Annotated in this window: 16 protein-coding genes; 5 read left to right on the top strand and 11 right to left on the bottom strand. The window is 68.0% G+C overall.

What is annotated here, in order from left to right; translation table 11 throughout:
* Position 1: 1 nt before the first annotated feature.
* From pdeM to V3B41_RS19650, 4 genes are read right to left on the bottom strand one after another with little or no spacing between them, the layout of a single operon-like run.
* Positions 2 to 643, bottom strand: coding sequence for a ligase-associated DNA damage response endonuclease PdeM (pdeM, locus tag V3B41_RS19665; RefSeq protein WP_049430526.1), 642 nt, complete (start codon positions 641 to 643; stop codon positions 2 to 4).
* Positions 633 to 3,092: a ligase-associated DNA damage response DEXH box helicase gene (locus tag V3B41_RS19660; protein ID WP_329861806.1), complete on the bottom strand. Its 2,460-nt coding sequence runs from the start codon at positions 3,090 to 3,092 to the stop codon at positions 633 to 635. The genes pdeM and V3B41_RS19660 overlap by 11 nt, the downstream gene beginning before the upstream one ends.
* On the bottom strand, positions 3,089 to 4,696 hold the full coding sequence (locus tag V3B41_RS19655) for an ATP-dependent DNA ligase (RefSeq protein ID WP_197633571.1): 1,608 nt from the start codon (positions 4,694 to 4,696) through the stop codon (positions 3,089 to 3,091). Before V3B41_RS19655 ends, V3B41_RS19660 begins: the two co-directional genes overlap by 4 nt.
* Positions 4,693 to 5,691, bottom strand: a complete 999-nt coding sequence (locus tag V3B41_RS19650; protein WP_197633572.1) for a ligase-associated DNA damage response exonuclease — start codon at positions 5,689 to 5,691, stop codon at positions 4,693 to 4,695. The genes V3B41_RS19655 and V3B41_RS19650 overlap by 4 nt, the downstream gene beginning before the upstream one ends.
* 113 nt (positions 5,692 to 5,804) lie before the next feature.
* Here V3B41_RS19650 and V3B41_RS19645 point away from each other — a divergent pair, with 113 nt between their 5' ends.
* A complete protein-coding gene (locus V3B41_RS19645) occupies positions 5,805 to 7,442 on the top strand; it encodes an acyl-CoA dehydrogenase family protein (protein ID WP_049430517.1) in 1,638 nt (545 codons plus the stop codon).
* A gap of 311 nt (positions 7,443 to 7,753) precedes the next feature.
* Here the strand turns inward: V3B41_RS19645 and V3B41_RS19640 are convergent, their stop codons facing one another.
* The 3 genes from V3B41_RS19640 to V3B41_RS19630 form a co-directional block, all read right to left on the bottom strand.
* Positions 7,754 to 8,164, bottom strand: a complete 411-nt coding sequence (locus V3B41_RS19640; RefSeq protein WP_006461120.1) for a hypothetical protein — start codon at positions 8,162 to 8,164, stop codon at positions 7,754 to 7,756.
* 157 nt (positions 8,165 to 8,321) lie between these two features.
* Positions 8,322 to 8,663 (bottom strand): hypothetical protein, encoded by a 342-nt coding sequence (locus V3B41_RS19635; RefSeq protein ID WP_005410581.1) that lies wholly within the window; start codon positions 8,661 to 8,663, stop codon positions 8,322 to 8,324.
* 124 nt (positions 8,664 to 8,787) lie between these two features.
* Positions 8,788 to 9,963, bottom strand: a complete 1,176-nt coding sequence (locus V3B41_RS19630) for a thiolase family protein (RefSeq protein ID WP_049430515.1) — start codon at positions 9,961 to 9,963, stop codon at positions 8,788 to 8,790.
* A gap of 183 nt (positions 9,964 to 10,146) precedes the next feature.
* Between V3B41_RS19630 and V3B41_RS19625 the strand changes: the two genes are divergently transcribed.
* Positions 10,147 to 12,993, top strand: coding sequence for an autotransporter serine protease (locus V3B41_RS19625; RefSeq protein ID WP_049430513.1), 2,847 nt, complete (start codon positions 10,147 to 10,149; stop codon positions 12,991 to 12,993).
* Between the two features lie 45 nt (positions 12,994 to 13,038).
* Here the strand turns inward: V3B41_RS19625 and V3B41_RS19620 are convergent, their stop codons facing one another.
* On the bottom strand, positions 13,039 to 14,136 hold the full coding sequence (locus V3B41_RS19620) for a Glu/Leu/Phe/Val dehydrogenase dimerization domain-containing protein (protein WP_049430511.1): 1,098 nt from the start codon (positions 14,134 to 14,136) through the stop codon (positions 13,039 to 13,041).
* A gap of 277 nt (positions 14,137 to 14,413) precedes the next feature.
* On the opposite strand from V3B41_RS19620, the gene V3B41_RS19615 reads away from it, so the two are divergent.
* Complete coding sequence (locus V3B41_RS19615) at positions 14,414 to 15,490, top strand: HDOD domain-containing protein (protein ID WP_049430509.1); 1,077 nt, start codon at positions 14,414 to 14,416, stop codon at positions 15,488 to 15,490.
* A gap of 3 nt (positions 15,491 to 15,493) precedes the next feature.
* Here V3B41_RS19615 and V3B41_RS19610 read toward each other — a convergent pair whose 3' ends face one another.
* From V3B41_RS19610 to V3B41_RS19600, 3 genes are all read right to left on the bottom strand, one after another.
* Positions 15,494 to 17,083, bottom strand: coding sequence for a phospholipase D family protein (locus V3B41_RS19610; RefSeq protein WP_049430507.1), 1,590 nt, complete (start codon positions 17,081 to 17,083; stop codon positions 15,494 to 15,496).
* Between the two features lie 128 nt (positions 17,084 to 17,211).
* On the bottom strand, positions 17,212 to 17,910 hold the full coding sequence (locus V3B41_RS19605) for an RNA pseudouridine synthase (RefSeq protein ID WP_049430505.1): 699 nt from the start codon (positions 17,908 to 17,910) through the stop codon (positions 17,212 to 17,214).
* Between the two features lie 47 nt (positions 17,911 to 17,957).
* Positions 17,958 to 18,458: a M48 family metallopeptidase gene (locus V3B41_RS19600; RefSeq protein WP_049430504.1), complete on the bottom strand. Its 501-nt coding sequence runs from the start codon at positions 18,456 to 18,458 to the stop codon at positions 17,958 to 17,960.
* Positions 18,459 to 18,520: 62 nt separating this feature from the next.
* Here V3B41_RS19600 and V3B41_RS19595 point away from each other — a divergent pair, with 62 nt between their 5' ends.
* Positions 18,521 to 19,078 carry a DUF2058 domain-containing protein gene (locus tag V3B41_RS19595; RefSeq protein ID WP_049430503.1) on the top strand — a complete coding sequence of 186 codons (558 nt, stop codon included), beginning with the start codon at positions 18,521 to 18,523 and terminating at the stop codon, positions 19,076 to 19,078.
* 171 nt (positions 19,079 to 19,249) lie between these two features.
* A complete protein-coding gene (locus V3B41_RS19590; RefSeq protein WP_049430538.1) occupies positions 19,250 to 19,516 on the top strand; it encodes a DksA/TraR family C4-type zinc finger protein in 267 nt (88 codons plus the stop codon).
* The last annotated feature ends 431 nt before the right edge of the window (positions 19,517 to 19,947 follow it).

The following is a 19,947-nucleotide window of genomic DNA, read 5'->3' as shown; positions in this document are numbered from 1 at the left end:
GTCAGGCGACCGGCAGTTCCACCAGGCTGCTTTCCACGCAGGCGATCATCTGTTCGCCGCGAGCGGGCACAGGCACGATTCCGGCAGTGAATGCGGAGAATGCCGGCAGGATCGTCGTCCGGTCACGCAACCAGAATGCGGGGAAGCGCCTTCGCAGGGGCGCCAGAGCGATCTGCGGGTGCAGATGTCCTGCGATCACGTGCAACGCTGCATCGGGCGCCGGCTCATGGCGAAGCAGGAACGGTGGCAGCTGTACGTCATCGTGGATCTGAACCTGCAGATGTGCATGCGGTAGCTGCCGGTCGTGGTTGCCGCGAATGACGTGCACGTCCAGCGATGCGTTGCGTTCGCGCCATCCCAGCCACTGCTGGTACCACGCGGCGCGATGCGCCGGTCCATGCAGGATGTCGCCCAGGATCCACAATTCGCGGCAGGCATGCAGGTCCAGAAGCCGCTGCAGGCGTTGCAGGTCTTCGCCGGTGCCGCCGCTGGGCAGCGCGATGCCGGCACGGCGGAACACATCGGCCTTGCCCAGGTGCAGGTCTGCGATCAGCAGTGCCTGCCGCGCGGGCCAGTACAGCGCACGCGCGCCAAGCAGAACCACGGACTCTCCGGCAAGCCGCAGCGGCAGTTCATCGGCCATGGCGGCGCTCCAGCTGCTGCGCCGCGCGTTGTACGCGTGTACGCCAGTCTTCGTTGCTGAACTGGCCGCGCAGGCGTTCGGCCCACAGCGGAAAGCCCAGTGGCGTGAGTGATGAAGGGCGCTGCACCGACAACCGTTGCGTGCCGATGCGCTCCAGTACCTGCTGCAGCCCCGGCAGGTCGAGGCTGTCGTACAGCACTTCACGTTCCGCCAGCGCCAGCAGCAGGTGATCCGGATCGTGTTCGCGCAGCACGTCGTACAGCAGGCCGGCGGACGCCTGCAGCTGGCGCAGTGACCGTGGCATGCCACCGGGAAGGCTGGGTACCAGCAGGCCCGCCACGCGCGCAATGCCGCGGAACTGGCGTCGCGCCAGTTCGCCCAGGTTCACCGCCGTGCGCAGGTCATCCAGCAACCGGTCGTTGCTGAACAACGCGCGCCATTGCGCCGTATCCAGATCGATGGTCTGCGCCGGCGCCAGCACCAGGCCGTGATCGTTCACCGCATAGCCGATGCTGTTGCGTTGCTGGCGGGTGCAGCGCAGCGCCAACAGTGCCGCCAACGCTTCGTGCACGTGGCGGCCGGCAAAGGGATAGACGAACAGGTACTGACCGTCGCGGCGCCTCACGTCTTCCAGCAGCAGATGATCCGCACCGGGCCGTGCCGACAGGCGTGCCTGCAATGCCAGCAGTGGCGCCAGCCAGCGCGATTCCGCGCTGTCATCGCAACCGGACAGTACCGCTTCCAGTTCGCGGCCGAGCGCCTTCGACAGCGGCAGCTGGCCCCCTTGCCAGCGCGGCACCGCACCGTCACCGCGTCCGCGCGCCAGCCGCACGAACGCAGTCATGTCGCGCAGCTGCACCAGTTCAAGCAGGCGTCCTGCGAACTGGAAGCGGTCGCCGCGACGCAGGCGGCTGGCGAACTGCTCCTCCACCGCGCCCAGGCCGCCCCCACGCAGGAACTGCACGCGCACGCTGCCATCGCTGCTGATGGTCCCGATCGACAACCGGTGCCGCAGCGCCTGCCGACGGTCGTGCATGCGGTAGCAGCCATCGGCGTCACGCACGACTTTGTGGAAATCGGGGTACTGGGCCAGGGCCTGGCCGCCTTGCACGATGAACGTCAGCACGGCCTGCCATGAGGCATCGCTGAGCGACGCGAAGGCATGCGTACGCCGCACCTGCGCCAGCAGCGCGTCACCGTCGAAGCCGCCGGCCAGTGCGTGGCTGACCGCATGTTGGGCCAGTACATCCAGCGACAGCGTCGGCGGCCTGCGTGCTTCGACCACGCCTTCGGCCAGTGCGCGGCGCACTGCGGCGTACTCGGCCAGCTCCAGCGCATGGCTGGGGATGCACAGGATGGCGCCGCGGGCGCCGGGGCGGTGGCGTGCACGCCCGGCACGCTGGCGCAGCCGTGCAACGCCCTTCGGGCTACCCAGCTGCAGCACCTGGTCGACCTCCGGGAAGTCGACGCCCAGGTCGAGGCTGGACGTGGCGACGACGCAACGCAGCCTGCCTGCGCGCAGGCCATCCTCCACCTGTTGGCGCAGTGCCGGGTCCAGCGAGCCGTGATGCAGTGCCAGCGTATCGGCGTCTTCTGGCCAGACCGCCGCCAATGCCTGGTGCCACAACTCGGCCTGGGCACGGGTATTGGTGAACAGCAGGCTGCTGCGCGCCTGCATCAGCGCATCCAGCACGCGCGACAGCTGTGCCAGCCCCAGGTGCCCGGCCCACGGGAAACGTTCGCCGGGTTCCGGCAGCAGGCTGCGCACGGTGATCGCGCGCGGGCGAACGCCCTGCACGATCGGTGCGTCCGGCTGGTCAGGCAGCAGCACGTCGCGGGCCTGGGGCAGATTGCCCAGGGTGGCCGACAGCCCCCATAGCTGCAACGAAGTTGCGGTATCGCGCAGCACCGCCAGGTTCAACTGCAGCAGCACCCCACGCTTGTTGCCCAACAGTTCGTGCCATTCGTCCACCACTACGCAGCGCAACTGGCGCATGCGCGGCAGCGTATCGGGATAGCTCAGCAGCAGCGCCAGCGATTCCGGCGTGGTCACCAGCACGTCGACGCGCCCCTCGCGTGCCTGTCGTCGCTCGCGGCTGCTGGCATCGCCGCTGCGCAGGCCGACCCGCCAGCCCAGTCCCAGTCCGTCGACCACCGCCTGCAGTGCGCGCGCGGTGTCGCTGGCCAGTGCGCGCAGCGGCGTCACCCAGAGCACCTGCAGTGGCCGCACTGCACTGGCGCGGCGAGGGGACGGCAGCGGATCGATCATCGCCTGCAGCAGCGGCCCACCGAACATCGCCAGTGTCTTGCCGCTGCCCGTAGGCGTATGCAGCAAGCCGGATTCGCCAGCGAGATAGTGACGCCACATCGCGCGCTGGAACGGCAGCGAACGCCAGCCGCGAGCGGCGAACCAGTCCTCCAGCCTGCGCAGCGCCTGGTTGCGGGTCATCGCGCCAGGGCCTGCAGGGCGGCGAGCTGGTCGGCCTCGCTGGCCGGCTTGTCGTGGCGCCAGCGCAGGATGCGTGGAAAGCGCACGGCGATGCCTGACTTGTGCCGTGAGCTGCGGTTGACCGCCTCGAAGCCCAGCTCGAACACCTGCTCGGCACGCACGCTGCGCACCGGGCCGAAGCGCTCGCGGGTATTGGCGCGGATCCAGCGGTCGAGCGCGAGGATCTCCTTGTCATCCAGGCCCGAGTAGGCCTTGGCGACCGGCACCAGCGTGTCGCCGTCCCAGACCCCGAAGGTGTAGTCGGTGTACAGCGTGCTGCGCCGCCCATGGCCGGCCTGTGCGTACAGCAGCACCGCATCGAGGGTGAGCGGATCGACCTTCCATTTCCACCAGTCACCGCGGCGGCGTCCGGACTGGTAGGGGGACGTGCGCCTTTTCAGCATCAACCCCTCCACGCCGCGTTCGCGTGCGACATCGCGCATCGCGGCGGCCTGCAGCCAGTCGTCCGCTGCGACGTCGGGGGAAATCTGGATCCGCGCATCATCCAGCGCACCGATGACCTCGGCGAGGTGGGCGCGCCGTTGCTGCAGCGGCAGCCCGCGCAGATCCTCGCCCTCGCGTTCCAGCAGGTCGTACGCCAGTACGCGCACCGGCGTATTGCGCAACGTCGCCGCGCCCGGCTTGCGGCGCTGGATGCGGGTCTGCAGCGCGGTGAACGCGCGCGGCAGGTTGCCGGCTTCGTCCCATGCCAGCAGCTCACCGTCCAGCACGCAGCCCTCCGGCAGCGCCAGCGCTGCGTGCTCGATCTCGGGGAAGCGGCCATCCAGTCGTTCCTCGCCGCGGGACCACAGCGCCACCTCGCCACGACGGCGCAGCAGCTGCAGGCGGATGCCGTCCCATTTCCACTCCAGCAGCCAGTCGTCGATGGGCCCGAGGCGCTCGGCAGGGTCGCCTTCGAGCGGCGAGGCGAGGAAGAACGGGTAGGGCTGCTGCCGGTCCGATGGCAGCTCGTCCGGCGACAGCAGCTCGGACAGCACACCCGGCGAGGGCACCCACTCGCCGAGCATGCGCTGGGCAATGCGTGCGATGTCCAGACCAGACCATTCGGCCAGCGCCTGCTGTACCAGACGTTGCGAAACACCCACCCGCAGGGCGCCTGTCAGCAGCTTGTTGAACACCAGTCGTTCGCTGGCCGGCAATTGTCGCCACCCCGCGAGCACGGCGGCCCGGCGTTCCTCCTCCGGCCGGTTGGCGACGGCCAGCAGGTGCTGTTCGATCCAGTCGGCCAGCGGGCGGTCGGGGGCAACCTGCGCCGGGTCATCCAGCAGCAGGGTCAACGTTTCGGCCAGGTCGCCCACCTGCGCATAGCTGTCCTCCACCAACCATGGCGGCAGGCCCGATTCCTCGCTCACCCACGCGCGCAGTTCGCCGCTGGCGGCGATCTTCCGGCGTGCGCCGCCCACCTTGCCGCCGCTGAGCAGGTACAGCGCCCACGCCGCGTCATGCGCGCGCGCCTGGCGGAAGTAGTCGACCAGCGCCGCACGCTTGTCCAGCGTGGCGGTGCTGCGGTCCAGGCGCTGGTAGAGCGCGGCGAAGCTCTTCATTCCTCGCTCCCGAAATCGGTGCGGAAGGCTTCAGCCGCCACGCCGCGCTCGCGCAGGAACGGAATCAACGCATCGGTATTGCCATGGGTGGCGATGACCCGCCGCGCGCCGGTCTGTTCGATGGTCTGCAGCAGCGCGGGCCAATCAGCGTGATCGGAAATGACGAAGCCACGGTCGACGTTGCGTCGCCGCCGATTGCCGCGCAGCTGCATCCAGCCCGAGGCAAAGCCGAGCTGATGGCGGCCGAAGCGGCGCATCCACGGCGTGCCGGCCGCCGAAGGAGGGGCGAGGATCAATTGGCCTGCGGCATCGGGTTGGCGCCCCTGCTCGGCGACGGTGAGCGTCTCCAGCATCGGAATGCTGGCCTGCCGGTAGACGGCCACGCCATTGGCGATCGCGCCATGCAGCCAGGCCGGGCGGTCGTCCAGTGGCAACAGCTCGGCCAGCACCCGCTGCGCCTTGCCGAGTGCATAGCACAGCAGGATCGCCGCTTCGCCACGTTGTTCGCATTCGCGGCGCCACGCCACGATTTCCGCAGCCACCGCAGGCGTGTCCGGCCAGCGGTAGATCGGCAGGGCGAACGTTGCTTCGGTGATGAACGTATCGCAGGGCACCACTTCGAAGGGCGTGCAGGTCGGGTCCGGTTGGCGCTTGTAGTCACCGGACGCCACCCAGACCTGTTCGCCATCGTCGATGCGCACCTGCGACGAGCCGAGCACATGGCCGGCAGGATGCAGCGATACCTGCACCTGGCCCAGGCGGAAGGGCACGCCTTCGGCATGCGCCTGCACCGGCACATCACCCAGGCGCCAGCGCAGGATGGGCAGGCTGCGTGCGCTGCAGTGGTACTCGCCCATGCCCGGGCGCGCGTGATCGCCGTGGCCATGGGTGATGACCGCGCGCGGGACCGGGCGCCACGGATCGATATGGAAATCGCCAGCTGCGCAGTACAGCCCTTCCGGGCGCAGCACCACCAGATCATCATTGCCTGCCATGCGGCCACTGTGGCGTGCGTCTCGTGCACGCGGTGAGAACCGGCCTGAACACGGGCTTGGCGGGGCATGCGGCACAATCGGACCGCACACTTCTTGCCGCCAGGATGGACCGGATGAGTGGACCCAGCTTCAGCAGCAGCGCGCCGTTTGAAACCCATGTGGTGCTGAACCAACCGCCCCCGTTCGCGGGCCGCCAGCTGTGGACCGACGATGTGGCGTTGATGGAGGCGGTGCAGCGCGAGGGTGCGGGTGCCTTCGCGCCACGCCTGGCGGTGTACGGGGCCTTGGCCGGCGACGAGTTGTACCGGCTTGGCTTCGACGCCAACCGTGATCGCCCGCGGCTGCGCACGCACGATGCGCAGGGCCATCGCATCGACACGGTGGAGTTCCACCCTGCGTACCACCAGCTGATGGCCGCCGCGAAGCAGCATGGCGTGGCGGGATTGTCCTGGCACGAGCCGCAGCCCGGCGCGCACGTGGCGCGTGCGGTACTGAGCTATCTGCACCACCAGGCCGAAGCCGGCACCAGTTGCCCCTTGACCATGACTCATGCGGCAGTGGCGGTGCTGCAGTCGCAGCCGCACCTGGCCGAATGGGCGCGCAAGGCCGCCACGCCGGTCTACGACCCGCGTGATGTTCCCGTGGCGGACAAGGCCGGCATCACGCTGGGCATGGGCATGACCGAGAAGCAGGGCGGTTCGGATGTACGTGCGAACAGCACGCGCGCCGAGCCGATCGATGGCGAACGCTATCGCCTGGTCGGCCACAAGTGGTTCTTCTCCGCGCCGATGTGCGATGGCTTCCTGGTGCTGGCGCAGGCGCCGGGCGGGCTGACCTGCCTGTTGATGCCGCGCCGGTTGGCCGACGGCGACCGCAACGCATTCCGGCTGATGCGGCTGAAGGACAAGCTGGGCGACTGGGCCAATGCGTCCAGCGAGGTCGAGTTCTGTGGCGCGCAGGCATGGCGTGTGGGCGAAGAAGGGCGTGGCGTGACGACCATCATCGGCATGGTGATGATGACCCGCCTGGACTGCATGCTGGGTGCGGCCGCGGAAATGCGCATGGCGCTGGTGCAGGCGCTGCATCATGCACGCCATCGGCGTACCTTCGGCAAGTTGCTGGTGGAGCATGCGCTGATGGCCAACGTGCTGGCCGATCTGGCGCTGGAGTCGGAAGCGGCAACCGTGTTGGCGATGCGCATCGCGCGGGCGGTGGATCGCGCCGGCGAGGATGCCAGCGAAGCCGCGTTGGCGCGGCTGGGGACTGCACTGGGCAAGTACTGGTTGTGCAAGCGCGCGCCGTCCTTCGTCAACGAAGCGCAGGAATGCCTGGGCGGTGCGGGTTACGTTGAGGAGTCGATGCTGCCGAGGCTGTACCGCCAGGCGCCGTTGAATTCGATCTGGGAAGGCAGCGGTAACATCCAGTGCCTGGACGTCCTGCGCGCGATGTCACGCGAGCCGGAAGCAATGGCGGCATTGCGCAGCGAGCTGGCCGCGGTGGCTGATCTCGATGCGCGTTATGCAGCTGCATTTCAGCGTTGGGCAGCGGCGCCAGCGCCTGAGGAATCGCAGGCGCGGCTGTTCTGCGAGCGCACTGCGCTGCTGCTGCAGGCGGCGCTGCTGCTGCGTGCGCGCAGTCCAATGGCGGAGGCGTTCGTGCGCAGCCGGTTGGACGGGGAGCACGGGCTGGCATTCGGGACGCTGCCGGCGGGATTGGATCTGTCGGTGATGCTGGCGCGCGCGCTGCCGTAGGGAGCGGCCAACGGCGGAGCCCCTCGTGGTGGGCGCTGATATCGGCGGTGGCCGCGCGAGTGGGTCGCGCAGGGGCCGCCGTGAATACGTCCTTGGGGGCTTGGCCGCGGCATCCATGCCGCGGACACCCCTGCGCAACCCACCCGCGTGGCCTTGGACGGTTTCCGTGCCGTGCACCACGGAATCAACAGAAAAAGCGGAGAGCGAAAAGCGAAAAGCCGCGGCAGTGCCGCGGCTTTTCCTGTGGCGCCGAGCCGATGCATGCTCGGCTGGCTGGTAGCGCCGGGTCATACCCGGCGAACGCGGAGGCCTCAGTGCTTGGCTTCTTCCTTGGCGGCGTTGGCCTTGGCGTCATTGGCGACATCACGGGCCTTGTCGGCGACCTTCTGCGCGGCGTTGGCGGTGGCGTCGCTGGCATGCGCAGCGGCGTCGGTCGCGGCGTCCTTGGCTTTGTCGGCGGCGTTGGCAGTGGCGTCTGCGGCCTTGTCCAGCGCCTGCTGGGTATCGGCGGCGGCCTGCTCGGAAGCGGCGGCAGTCTTGTCGGCGGCTTCGCGGGTGGCGGCAGCAGCCTTGTCGACGGCGTCGCGGGCGGCAGCGCCGGCGCTGTCAGCGGCCTGCTGCGCGTCCTGCTTGGCCTGTTCAGCTTCCGGGCCCTTGCAGGCGGCCAGGGCCAGCAGCAGGGAGGCGGCCAGCAGGGTGGTGGTGATCGGACGAATCTTCATGGCGGTCTCCGGCACTGCAATGGATGGGGACGCCAGCCTATTCATGCCGTTGTGAAGACCGGGTCGCGATGCAGGGGCTTGATCGCCGGCGTCCACGCAAAGAAAAAGCCGCTGGCGAACCAGCGGCTTTTCCAGAACAGCGTGAAGAAAGAAGTTATTACTTCTTGGCTTCTTCAGCAGCGTCCTTGGCCTTCTCAGCGGTGCCTTCAGCAGCCTTGGCAGCGTCAGCGGCAGCGCCGGCAGCAGCGTCGGTGGCAGCACCGGCGGTCTGGGCAGCGGCGTCGGTGGCAGCGTCAGCAGCGGTGGCGGCGGTGTCAGCGGCCTGCTGGGCAGCGTCGGCGGTCTGGGCGCCAGCAGCGGCGGCCTGGTCGGCAGCAGCCTGGGCTTCGGTGGCGGCTTCGTTGGCCGAAGCAGCGGCGTCCTGGGCAGCTTCCTGCTTCGAGCAGGCGGCCAGGGCCAGAGCCAGGGACATCGCGACCAGCAGCTTGTTGATGCTCATTGTGTAAATCCTCGTCGTTAGAATTAGGCAACGCGCATGCTGCGCGCCGACAACATGATGACAAGCCAATATTGGGTGTCAAGCGATCCCGCATTCATTTTTGCGAAATCATCGTTAAATCTTTTTAAATCAATTCGATGGCGATTGCCGTTGCTTCGCCGCCGCCGATGCAGAGGGTGGCAATGCCGCGCTTGCCACCACGCGTGCGCAGAGCGTTGACCAAGGTCACCACAAGACGTGCGCCGGAGGCACCGATGGGATGACCCAGTGCGCAGGCGCCGCCATTCACGTTGAGCTTGTCGTGCGGGATGCCCAGTTCGCGCATCGGGGCCATCGCCACCACAGCGAAGGCTTCGTTGATTTCGAACAGATCGACCTGGTCCAGCGTCCAGCCGGTCTTGTCCAGCAGCTTGTGCAGCGCGCCGATCGGGGCGGTGGTGAACCACTCCGGTTCCTGCGAGTGAGTGGCGTGGCCGACGATGCGGGCCAGCGGCGTGATGCCTCGCGCGGCAGCGTCCTCTTCGGTCAGCAGCACCACCGCGGCGGCGCCGTCGGAGATGCTGGAGGAACTGGCGGCGGTCACGCTGCCATCCTTCTTGAAGGCCGGACGCAGGGTCGGGATCTTGGCGATGTCGGAGCGCCCTGGCTGCTCGTCGGTAGCGACCTCGACCTCACCCTTGCGGGTGGCGACCTTCACCGCGACGATTTCATCGGCAAACGCACCATTGGCCTGGGCATCCTGCGCACGCTTGACCGACTCGATCGCATAGGCGTCCTGCTCTTCGCGGCTGAACTGGTACTTGTCCACCGCGCACTCGGCGAATTCGCCCATTGCCTTGCCGTCGTAGGCGTTGACCAGGCCATCGTGGGCCATGTGGTCGACCGCCTGGAAGTTGCCGAAACGGTTGCCGGTACGGGAGTTCGGCAGCATGTGCGGGGCGTTGGACATCGATTCCATGCCGCCGGCGACCACGATGCTGGCCGAGCCGGCCTTGATCAGATCATGGCCGAGCATGATGGTCTTCATGCCCGAGCCGCACACCTTGTTCAGCGTGGTGGCACCGGCCGACAGCGGAATGCCGGCGGCGATCGCCGCCTGGCGGGCGGGCGCCTGGCCGAGGTTGGCCGGCAGCACGCAGCCCATCAGGACTTCAGAAACGTCGCTGGCCGGGACACCCGATTGTTCCAGGGCGGCGGCGATGGCGGCCGCGCCGAGGGTCGGGGTCGGCACGCCGTTGAACTGGCCGAGGAAGGAGCCGATGGCGGTGCGCTTGGCGGCGGCGATGACGATGTTGGACATGGCAATCTCGTTGATGCGTAAGCAATGTTCGGAAAGGAGACCGGAGGCCGTTGGATGCGCCCCGGTTTCCCGGCAGACTGCGTGGGGGTCGGCCCAAGTATAGAGGGTCGGGGAGGGCTGCCAGTGTGCGGCGCCGAACGCCTGCCGGGATGAAGGCAGGCCAACGTTCACGGGAAGGAATCGATGGAACGCAAGATGATGGTGAGGTCTGTGCTTGCAACCGCGCTGGCGATGGCGCTGACGGCCTGTGGTGGAGGCGGCGGAGGCGGCAGCAACGTGCGTGTCGACCCGCCCCCGACCACGCCGACACCTCCGACCACGCCTCCCCCGACGACACCACCGCCGGCCAAGCCGCAGGAGCCGGCCTTTGATGCGCATCTTTCAGTCACCAACGCGCGTGCCGCACAGGCCGCCGGCCTGACCGGGCGGGGCGTGCGCATCGGCATCGTCGATTCGGGCGTGCAGCGCAATGCGGTGGCCTTGAATGGTCGCGTGCTGGCCAACTTCAATTACATCGATCCGGCCAGGAACAACCTGGGGGTTGATGACGTGGTCGGGCATGGCACCGCCGTGGCCAGCCTCGCTGCTGGTGCAGCAGTGGGAAGCTGGCCGGGCGGTATCGCGCCAGGGGCTCAGATCGTCTCGGCACGGATCATTTCCGACAAGCCGCCGACCGATGACGGCAGTGGCCAGGGCAATGCCTTCAGTGGGCCGCTGGGTGTGGCCCAGGTCCACCAGGACCTGATCAGCTACAACGTGAAGGTGATGAACAACTCGTGGGGTGGCCTGTACTGGACCGACCTGCCCACCACCGCGCAGGTGGCCGCCGAGTACCGGCCGTTCGTGATCAACCACGGCGGCCTGGTGGTGTTCGCCGCCGGCAATGACGGCCGCAGCGAGCCGAGCAGCCTGGCCGCGCTGCCCAGCCAGAAGGGTGTGGCAGGCACGCTTCCGGCAGCCGACCTGGAGCGCGGCTGGCTGGTGGCCACGGCGGTGGATCCGTATACGCCGGGCGCGCTGGCCAGCTATTCGAATGCCTGCGGCCAGGCGGCCCGCTACTGCCTGGCGGCGCCGGGCAGCGCGGTCTACCCGGATGCCAACGGTGGCAGCTACTACTGGAACTACGGTACGTCGTTCGCCGCGCCGCTGGTCTCCGGTGCGGCGGCGCTGGTCTGGCAGCGCTTCCCCTACTTCAACAACGATCTGGTGCGGCAGACCCTGCTGGGTACCGCCAAGGACATCGGCGCGCCCGGTGTGGATCCGGTGTTCGGCTATGGCCTGCTCGATATCGGTCGCGCGATCAATGGTCCCGGCCGCTTCGACTGGGGTGATGTGGCCACCAGTGTGGATGCGGGTTCGACCGGTTCGACGTGGAGCAACGACATCACCGGCAGCGGTGGCCTGGTCAAGCAGGGGGACGGCAAGCTGGTGCTGACCGGCAACAACGGTTACACCGGTGCCACCCGTGTCGAGCGCGGCATCCTGACGCTGCAGAACGGTGGCGTGATCCGTTCCAACGTGACGATCCTCGCCCAGCCCGACCCGGATTCCACCGGTCTGCAGTTCAACGGTGGCACGCCGCGGGTGATTGGCAACGTGGTCAACGGCGGCAGCGTGTTCCTCACCACCGGCAACACCACCGGCACCATCGAGGGCAACTACACCCAGCAGCCCGGCGCGCAGCTGATGATCGCGCTCGGTGCCAACGCGTTGCAGGTCACCGGCAACGCCACGATCAATGGTGGTGTGCGTGTGCATGGCTTCGTCTCCGGTTATGTGCCGCAGAACGGAACGCGCCAGGATCTCATCCACGCCGCGGGGGGCCTGAACGGCACCTTCAATACCCAAGCCACTTCCACCGGCCTGCAGGGGCTGACCCTGGTGTCACCCACGTATGGCTACGACAGCAACAACGCGTGGTTGAACGTGATCCAGGTCAGCGTCACCGCCGCGGCCAGCGGCCTGAGCGCATCTGCGCAGGGGGCCGCGCAGCGCCTGGAAGGCGCATTCGCAGTGCTCGACGGCAACACCGGCCTGCAGGGATCGCCCTTCGGTGCCGCGGCCGGTGCGCTGCAATGGGCCGGAGGGGGCCAGCAGGGCCTGGCCGACAGCCTGCAGAGCCTGTCCGGCCAGGCGCATGCGCGCGCCGAGGCCGCCACCTTCGACAGCATCGACATGTCGCGGCGTGCGATTGCCGAGCGCTTCGACCGCGTACAGTCCACCCCGCGCCTGCGGGGTACCTGGCAGAGCGCGTTGGGCGAGGCCGGGCAGGGCAGCTTTGCCGGCAACAGCGCAGACAGCCGTGGCTGGATGGCCGGACAGGATCTGCCGCTGGGCGGCAACGGCCTGATGGGCGTTGCCTTCGGCGAGACCCGCAGCAATGGTGGCAGCAGTTTCGGCGGTGATCGTGGGCGTGACCGCCAGGCGCAGGCACAGTTGTACGCTGGCTGGAGCCAGGGGCGAGGCTATGCGCTGGCCCAGTTCGGCAGTGGCCAGTTCACCCGCGCGCTGGATCGCCAGCTGCTGCTGGGTGCGGGCGTCTACGGTGTCTCGGCGCGTTACGGCGGGCGTTTCAGCAGCGCCAGCGTGGAAGGCGGATATCGGCTGGGCCGCGCAGGCGCTTCGTTGACGCCCTACCTCGGTGCAAGCACCACGCGTGTCGATACCGATGCGTTCAATGAGCTGGGCGGTTTCGGCTTCGGCCTGCGTGGTGATGCCACCCGGGTGCAGCGCAGCCAGATGCTGGCCGGCATCCGCGGCGAGCGTGGATGGGGGCGGTGGACCCTGCGCGGACACGCCGAGTGGCAGCAGCGGCTGGACGGCGGTGGCGCCGATTGGCAAGCCAGTTTTGTCGGCGTGGATGCATGGGCGCCGCTGGCAGGCTGGAATGCGCCGCGTAGCAGTGCGCTGATCGGCCTGGCGCTGGAATCGTGGTGGGGCCGCAATGGCCGCTTGAGCCTGGGCTTTGACCAGCGTATTGGTGGCGAGGGCGCGCGGCAGGCTGCGTTGCGCTACAGCACCGGGTTCTGAGGAATCGGTCGCGCCGGGAAGACTCCCGGCGCGACGTCTGCAGCCTCAGCCGCCGCGCAGGTTGCCCAGGCGTGGGGTGCTGCGGCCCAGCGGCATCTTCAGCTTGCCGATCGACAGGATGCGGCTTTCCGCAATGCGGTCGGCTGCGCGCTGCGGCGCGATGTTCTCGCGCTGCGACAGTTCGAAGATGCGGGTGAGGTTGTGGTAGATGCTGCGGATCAGGCGCATCGCACGTTCGCGGTTGTAGCCGTCGATTTCCAGCGACACGTTCATCACGCCGCCTGCGTTGACCGCGTAGTCCGGCGCGTAGAGGATGCCGCGCGCATGCAGTTCGTCGCCGATCTCCAGGCTCGACAGCTGGTTGTTGGCGGTGCCGCAGATGATCTTCGCCTTGATCCGCGGCAGGGTATCGGCGTTGATGGCGCCTTCCAGCGCGCACGGTGCGAACACGTCGGCGTTCACTTCGTGGATCTCGTCCGGCTTGACCGCCTCGGCACCGAAATCGCTGACTGCACGATCAACCAGCGCACTGTCCAGGTCGGTGACATACAGCTTGGCGCCGCGGTCACGCAGCAGTTTCACCAGTTCCATGCCGATGTGGCCCAGGCCCTGCACCGCGATGCTGGTCTTGCCCACTTCCTCATGGCCGAACTTGAAGCGCATCGACGCCATCAGTGCCTGCAGCGCACCGTAGGCCGTGAACGGCGCCGGATCGCCGGAGCCACCATGGACCTGGTGCACGCCGGTCACGAACTGGCTCTCCAGGTAGATGTTCTCCATGTCGTTGACGTCGGTGCCAACGTCCTCGGCGGTGATGTAGCGGCCGCTCAGCGAATCGACGTAGCGGCCGAAGGCGCGGAACAGCACTTCGGTTTTGTCCGTCTTCGGGTCGCCGATGATCACCGCCTTGCCGCCGCCCACGTTGAGGCCGGCCAGGGCATTCTTGTAGGTCATCGTCCGGCTCAGCCGCAGCACATCGGCCAGCGCCTCGTCGGTGCTGGCGTAAGGGCGCATGCGCACGCCGCCCAGGGCCGGGCCCAGAGTGGTGTTGTGGATGGCGATGATCGCCTTCAGGCCGGCATCGTGGTTGTGGCAGAACACCACTTGTTCGTGGCCGGTGGTGGCGAGGGTTTCGAATAGCATGGCGTCTCCGATGGCGCGAACGGCGGGGAACTGCAACGAACGGCCAGTGAACGGTAGGGTCCCAAAACAAAAAAAGCGACGTCGTCAGTGCAGGGGGACGGGTCGCGCGGCGCCATTCTAGTCCATTCCCCCGGCCGCTGCCGTCGACTTCGGCGGCCTTCCGGTTAAAGAAGATGAAAGTGCGGCCGATGCTGCGACGACGGCGGGTGGCCGGATTCGCGTGAAGAGGCAGGCGGTCAGTGACGGCAAGGGCACCACAACGACAGGGCGGGCGGCGATGACGCCGGCCTGGTGGCGATCGCTGCGCGCCTGGCTGGCGCGGTCGACCGGGGCGGCTCCGCTGCGCCTGGCGGCCGTATCGCGACAGGCCGTCGCTGCTGCCGCAGCCAGCCTGCAGGGCGAGGCCCTGCAGGCCGGTGAGATCGCCGCGCACCTGCAGCGCGGCCTGCACGCACTGGCCCTGTACCCACGGCTGGCCGGCGAGCCTGCCCCCGTCCAGGATCCGGCACTGGGCGAAGCGGTGGCGCGCGCGCTGCAGGACCGCGACTGGGCGACCCGGCAGTTGCCCCGGCGCCCGCAGCTGCTGCCGCAGCTGATCCAGACCGTCAACGACGATGCGGCTTCGGCGCGGGTGATGGCAGCCATCATCGGCCAGGACCCGGTGCTGACTGGCAACCTGCTGCGCATCGCCAACAGCCCGGCCTACAAGGTGCATGAGCGGCCGGTGGAAAGCCTGCAGCGGGCGGTGACCCTGGTCGGTACCGAAGGCGTGCGCCAGATCATCAGCGCGGTGCTGGTGCAGCCGGTGATGCAGGTGCAGTGCGACGTGTTCCCGCAGTTCAGCACGATCGTCTGGGAACACGCATTGCTGGCGTCGCGTGCAGCGGCCGATCACGCGCGCACGGTCACTTTCGGTGACGCCTTCGCCGCGCAGTGGCTGGGGCTGGTGCAGGGGCTGGGCTCTGCGCTGGTGATGCGCCAGCTGCTGCAGGAAGCGCAGGCGCGCGGTGAAACCGTAGAGCCGGCGCTGGCCCTGCAGCTGCTGCAGCAGTGGTCGTTGCCGCTGGCACAACGCGTGGCTGCAGCCTGGGAGCTGCCCGAGCCGGTGCACCAGGCACTGGCGCCGGAGGCCGATGGCCCACTGGCCGACAGCCTGCGTCTGGCCAGCGCCGCAGCGGCGGCCAGCCTGCTGTGCCGGCATGGACATGCCAGCCAGAGCCGCATGCTGGCCCTGCTCGAACAACTGCCGTCGGCGCCGCCGCATGCGCTGCGCTGGATCTGGCGGCGCCTGCACGGTCGCAGCGTGGAAACGCTGGACGAAGCCGGACAGGATCAGGGCGGTCCGGCACCGTGAGGATTACAGCTGCGATTCCACCGGCAGCCAGCTGATCACCCGTGCGGTCCAGCGCTTGCCGAGGCTGGCACCGGGCTCGGTCTCCACCCAGTGCGGGGGCGGCTGCCGTTCCAGCCAGCGCAGCGCGTCGTTCTGTCCCAGGGCAAGCCACCAGCTGTACTCGGGGCTGGCCAGGCGCAGGTACTCGTCGCGCAGCTGCGCGCCCAGCACCGGGTCATCGAACAGCACGCCCATTTCGGTGTTCAGATAGGCCGAGCGCGGATCGAGATTGAACGAGCCGACGAAGCCACGGCGGTTGTCGACCACGAACGCCTTGGTGTGCAGGCTGGCGCCACTGCTGCCGAACAGGCTGGTATCGGGCCGGCCATGCGCCTTCAGTTCGTACAGCTTCACGCCGGCCTGCAGTAGCGGCACGCGGTAGCCCATGTAGCCGCCGTGCACGGCAGCCACGTCGTTGGCAGCCAGCGAATTGGTGACCACGCCAACCTGCGCGCCCCGTGCGGCCAGCGTCGAAAGCGCCTCGACGCCATCGTGGCCGGGCACGAAATAGGGTGAGATCAACAGTGCACTGCGGCGGGTGCTGCGCAGTTCCTCGCTGAGCGTGCTGACCAGCCAGCCGCGGCGATCATCGTCGCGGTGCTTCATCGGTGGATCGGATGCGATCTGCACGTCCGCGCTCCAGTGCAACGGTTCCGGACTGGGCCGTTGCCGCTGGCGTGATTCGGCCACGCGCTGCAGGTACGGCTGCGCCTTGGCATGCATCGCATCCAGGTCCGACTGCCGCACCAGCTGCCGCAGCTGTGCATCGGTGTAGGACGCCAGCGCGGAAATCGGGATGGCCGCGCCGCTGTTCCAGTAGTCGTCGAAGATCCGGTTGGCCTGCTGCACGGCCGGCCCGGCCACGACCAGGTCCAGATCCTGGAAGTTCACGTCGTCGCGCGCGCTGAAGTACTCCTCGCCGATGTTGCGGCCACCGACGATCGCAATGCGGCCATCGGCGATCCAGCTCTTGTTGTGCATGCGGTGGTTCACGCTGAAGGCGCGTTGCACCAGCTCCAGGGTGCGCGCGATGCCGCTGCGGTTGCGGAACGGGTTGTACAGACGCAGCTCGATGTTCGGATGCGCATCGAGCGCCATCATCAAGGCGTCCTTGTCCTTGGCGTTCATGTCGTCGAGCAGGATGCGCACGCGCACGCCGCGCTCTGCGGCGTCGTACAGCGCCTTGGCCATCAGGTGGCCGACCAGGTCGTCGTGCCAGATGTAGTACTGCAGGTCCAGGCTGCGGCCAGCCTGTGCGGTGATCATCGCGCGTGCGGCGAAGGCATCCATGCCATCACTGAGGAAAGCCACGCCGGACTGGCCGGGATGGGCCTCCTGCAATGGCACGATCTGCTGGTCGATGCGGGTCTGCGCCGGCTGCAGTGGCAGCACCAGCGAGGGTGTGCCCCGTGCCTGCGGGGTGAGATGGTCGGCCAGCAGCAGGCCGGACAGGACCAGCAGCAACAGCGCGGCGAGAATGATTGCAGCGATGCGCAGCAGGCGTCGCCAGAAGGGCTTGGACAGGCTCATGCCCCGATGGTAGATCCACGTCATGCGTGGAAGAAGATCTGCAGGATCAATCCGGGTCAGAGCCCTTGCCTGCGGCAAGGGATCCGACCCCGGCGGGCGTCACGGATGGGGGCGGACCCCTTTCCACGGGAAAGGGCTCTGACCCCGGAGCCTCAGAAGCGCTCGTCGCTGCCCAGGTAGCGCCACTGGCCCGGCGGCAGCGGCCCCAGCGCCACGCGGCCAATGCGCAGCCGACGCACCCCGGTTACCTGCAGCCCGGCGGTTGTCACCGCCGCACGCAGGCCCTTGGCGGTGAGCCCCTTGCCGGCGAACCGCAGCCGCTGTTCGCTCTGCCAGCTGACCTTGCCGCCGCCGGCCTCCTGCTGCAAACGCGCCATCAGCCATGGCCCACGCTCCGGGCCGCCCTCGGCCACTTCGATCAGGTATTCCTGCTCAGTGCGGCCCAGATTGCGCTGCAGATGCGCCAGCGTGGCCGGATCCTGGCTGACCACGACCAGGCCGCTATCAGCCGCAGGCAGTGATGCGGCCAGCTGCAGGCCGTGGAAATGCCGCTGCAGTGGACGGATATCGCTGGCGTCGAGTTCGCTGCGGCTGTCACTGCTGACCAGCGTGCACAGGGTTTCGGCGGCGACACCGGCCGGCTTGTTCAACAGCATGCTTACCCGTTCGGCCTTTTCATCGCTGGCCTGCTCCGCCACTACGATCACCGCGCTGTCATCGACCGGGCGCTGCGGTTGTTCCACCACCTCGCCGTTGACCGACACCCAGCCACCTTCAATGTAGCGCCGTGCTTCGCCGCGCGGGATGCCGAGCAGGGCGGACAGGTGTTTGTCGAGACGGATCGGTTCCATGGCGGGCAGGTCGGGCAGGGGGCGCGCAGTGTAGCTGCTGCGGCCGGTCAGCGCTGGCCGCGGTTGGCCAGCTCGGTCAGGTACAGGCGGGTATCGAATTCCAGCTGCAGGTAATCCGGTTCCATGTGCTGGCACAGCTGGTAGAAGGCCTTGTTGTGGTCGGCTTCCTTCAGGTGGGCCAGTTCGTGCACCACGATCATGCGCAGGAAGGCCGCCGGTGCCTGGCGGAACACGGTGGCGATGCGGATCTCGCGGCTGGCCTTGAGGCGGCCACCGTGCACGCGGGAAATGGCGGTATGGGTGCCCAGGGCGTGCTTGATCACTTCCAGCGTGTTGTCGTAGCAGACCTTGTTGAGCGGCACCGACTTGCGCAGGTAGCGGTCCTTCAGCTCCTGGGTGTAGTCGTACAGCTGGCGGTCGCTGCGCACCTCGTGCGGGTCGGGGTAGCGCTGCTGCAGCCAAGGGCCGAGCTTGCCCTGCGCCAGCAGGTCGCTGACCTGGGCGACCAGGGGTTCAGGATAGCCGGTGAGGTACTTCAGGACTGCCATGCAGGGGCGGCGGGGCGTCGGTAGAATGGGGCATCCAAGATTACACGCGGTACGCATCGACCATGGCAAAGCCCAACGCGCTGCAGGAACAATTGCTCAAGGCCGGCCTGGCCAAGAAGTCGCAGGCCAGCGCTGCCGCGAGCGCGCAGGCCAAGGCCCGCCAGGGCAAGGCCGAATCGACCTCGGGCGAGGTCCAGCGCGAGGCTGAACGCGCCCGCGCCGAGAAGGTCGAGCGCGACCGCGCGCTGGCCGCCGAGCGTAACGCCCAGGCCCGCCAGGCTGAACAGAAGGCCCAGGCCCGGCAGATCATCAGTGCCCACGCCGTGCCCCACAAGGGCGACGATGAGTACCGGTTCAGTGACGGCGCCGCGATCCGCACCCTGCTGATCGACCCCAAGCTGCGCAAGGCGCTGTCGGTCGGTGTGCTCGTCATCGTTGCCCACGGCGACGGCTACGCCCTGCTGCCGCGCGCTGCGGCAGAGAAGGTGCGTGAACGCGCGCCGGAAGCGATCATCGTCGATCACGGCCAGCCGGGCTCGACCGCCGAGATCTCCACCGGCAATGCCGAGGACGATGCCTACTACGCGCAGTTCCAGGTGCCGGACGACCTGGTCTGGTAAGCAAAAAAGGGGACGGAGGGGATTAAGTCGCAATCGGCTTGATCGAACCCATTCGCGTTCTGTTTGGCATCCTGAAGAGCAGCCGAGCATGGCTCGGCTCTACACGAAGGCCTGTCTTTTTGCCGGGGTGTATCGTCTCCATATCAGGCGACACACCTGCGGAGGATGGCCATGGCCACCGGTTGGGCGGGAGACGGCGCGGTCCAGGACCAGATTGACGCCACCGTCGACGATGCGATCGCCCGCGCACGGCGCCAGCTGCGCGAGGGCCCCGGTCTGGAACACTGTGAGGAATGCGACGCGCCGATTCCGTTGGCGCGGCGCCGGGCTGTACCCGGTGTTCGGCTCTGCGTGGCGTGCCAGCAGGCGCACGACGACGAAGAGCAGGCGCACAGTGGCTACAACCGGCGCGGCAGCAAGGACAGCCAGCTGAGGTAAAGGGGGTTTTTATTGCAGGGCTGCGCCCTGCACCTGCCGAAGCCAGAGCTAGAGCCAGAGCAACGTCAAAAGCCTGCATTCCGTGGGATGGCGGGGCGGTGTGGGTGGTCAGGACACGCCGTAAACCCATCCATGGGGGCTCGATGGCGCCATCCATGGCGCCAACGGTCCTGCCCACCCAAACCGCCCCGCCTCTGACAGATTCCGTGCGCTGTTGGCGGGTGCCGACCGTTAGTCGGCACATCTGTCAGATATCGAATGAATTCATTCGTGCCGACCAACGGTCGGCACACACCAAAGCAGAACGCCGTTCCGACAGTTCGCGGAAAACTGTCGAAGGCGGGGTGGGTCCGGTTGAGGGGGCGTGAGCCGCATGGATGCGGCGACCGAGCTTACATGGACGTACTTGCAGCGTCCCCCTCAACCGGACC

Origin of the sequence: Stenotrophomonas sp. SMYL89 (assembly GCF_036319985.1) — a bacterium.
In the GTDB taxonomy this organism is placed as follows: domain Bacteria; phylum Pseudomonadota; class Gammaproteobacteria; order Xanthomonadales; family Xanthomonadaceae; genus Stenotrophomonas; species Stenotrophomonas maltophilia_Q.
Note: the sequence above shows the minus strand (reverse complement) of the source record. Positions and strands in the feature narration are given on the sequence as shown.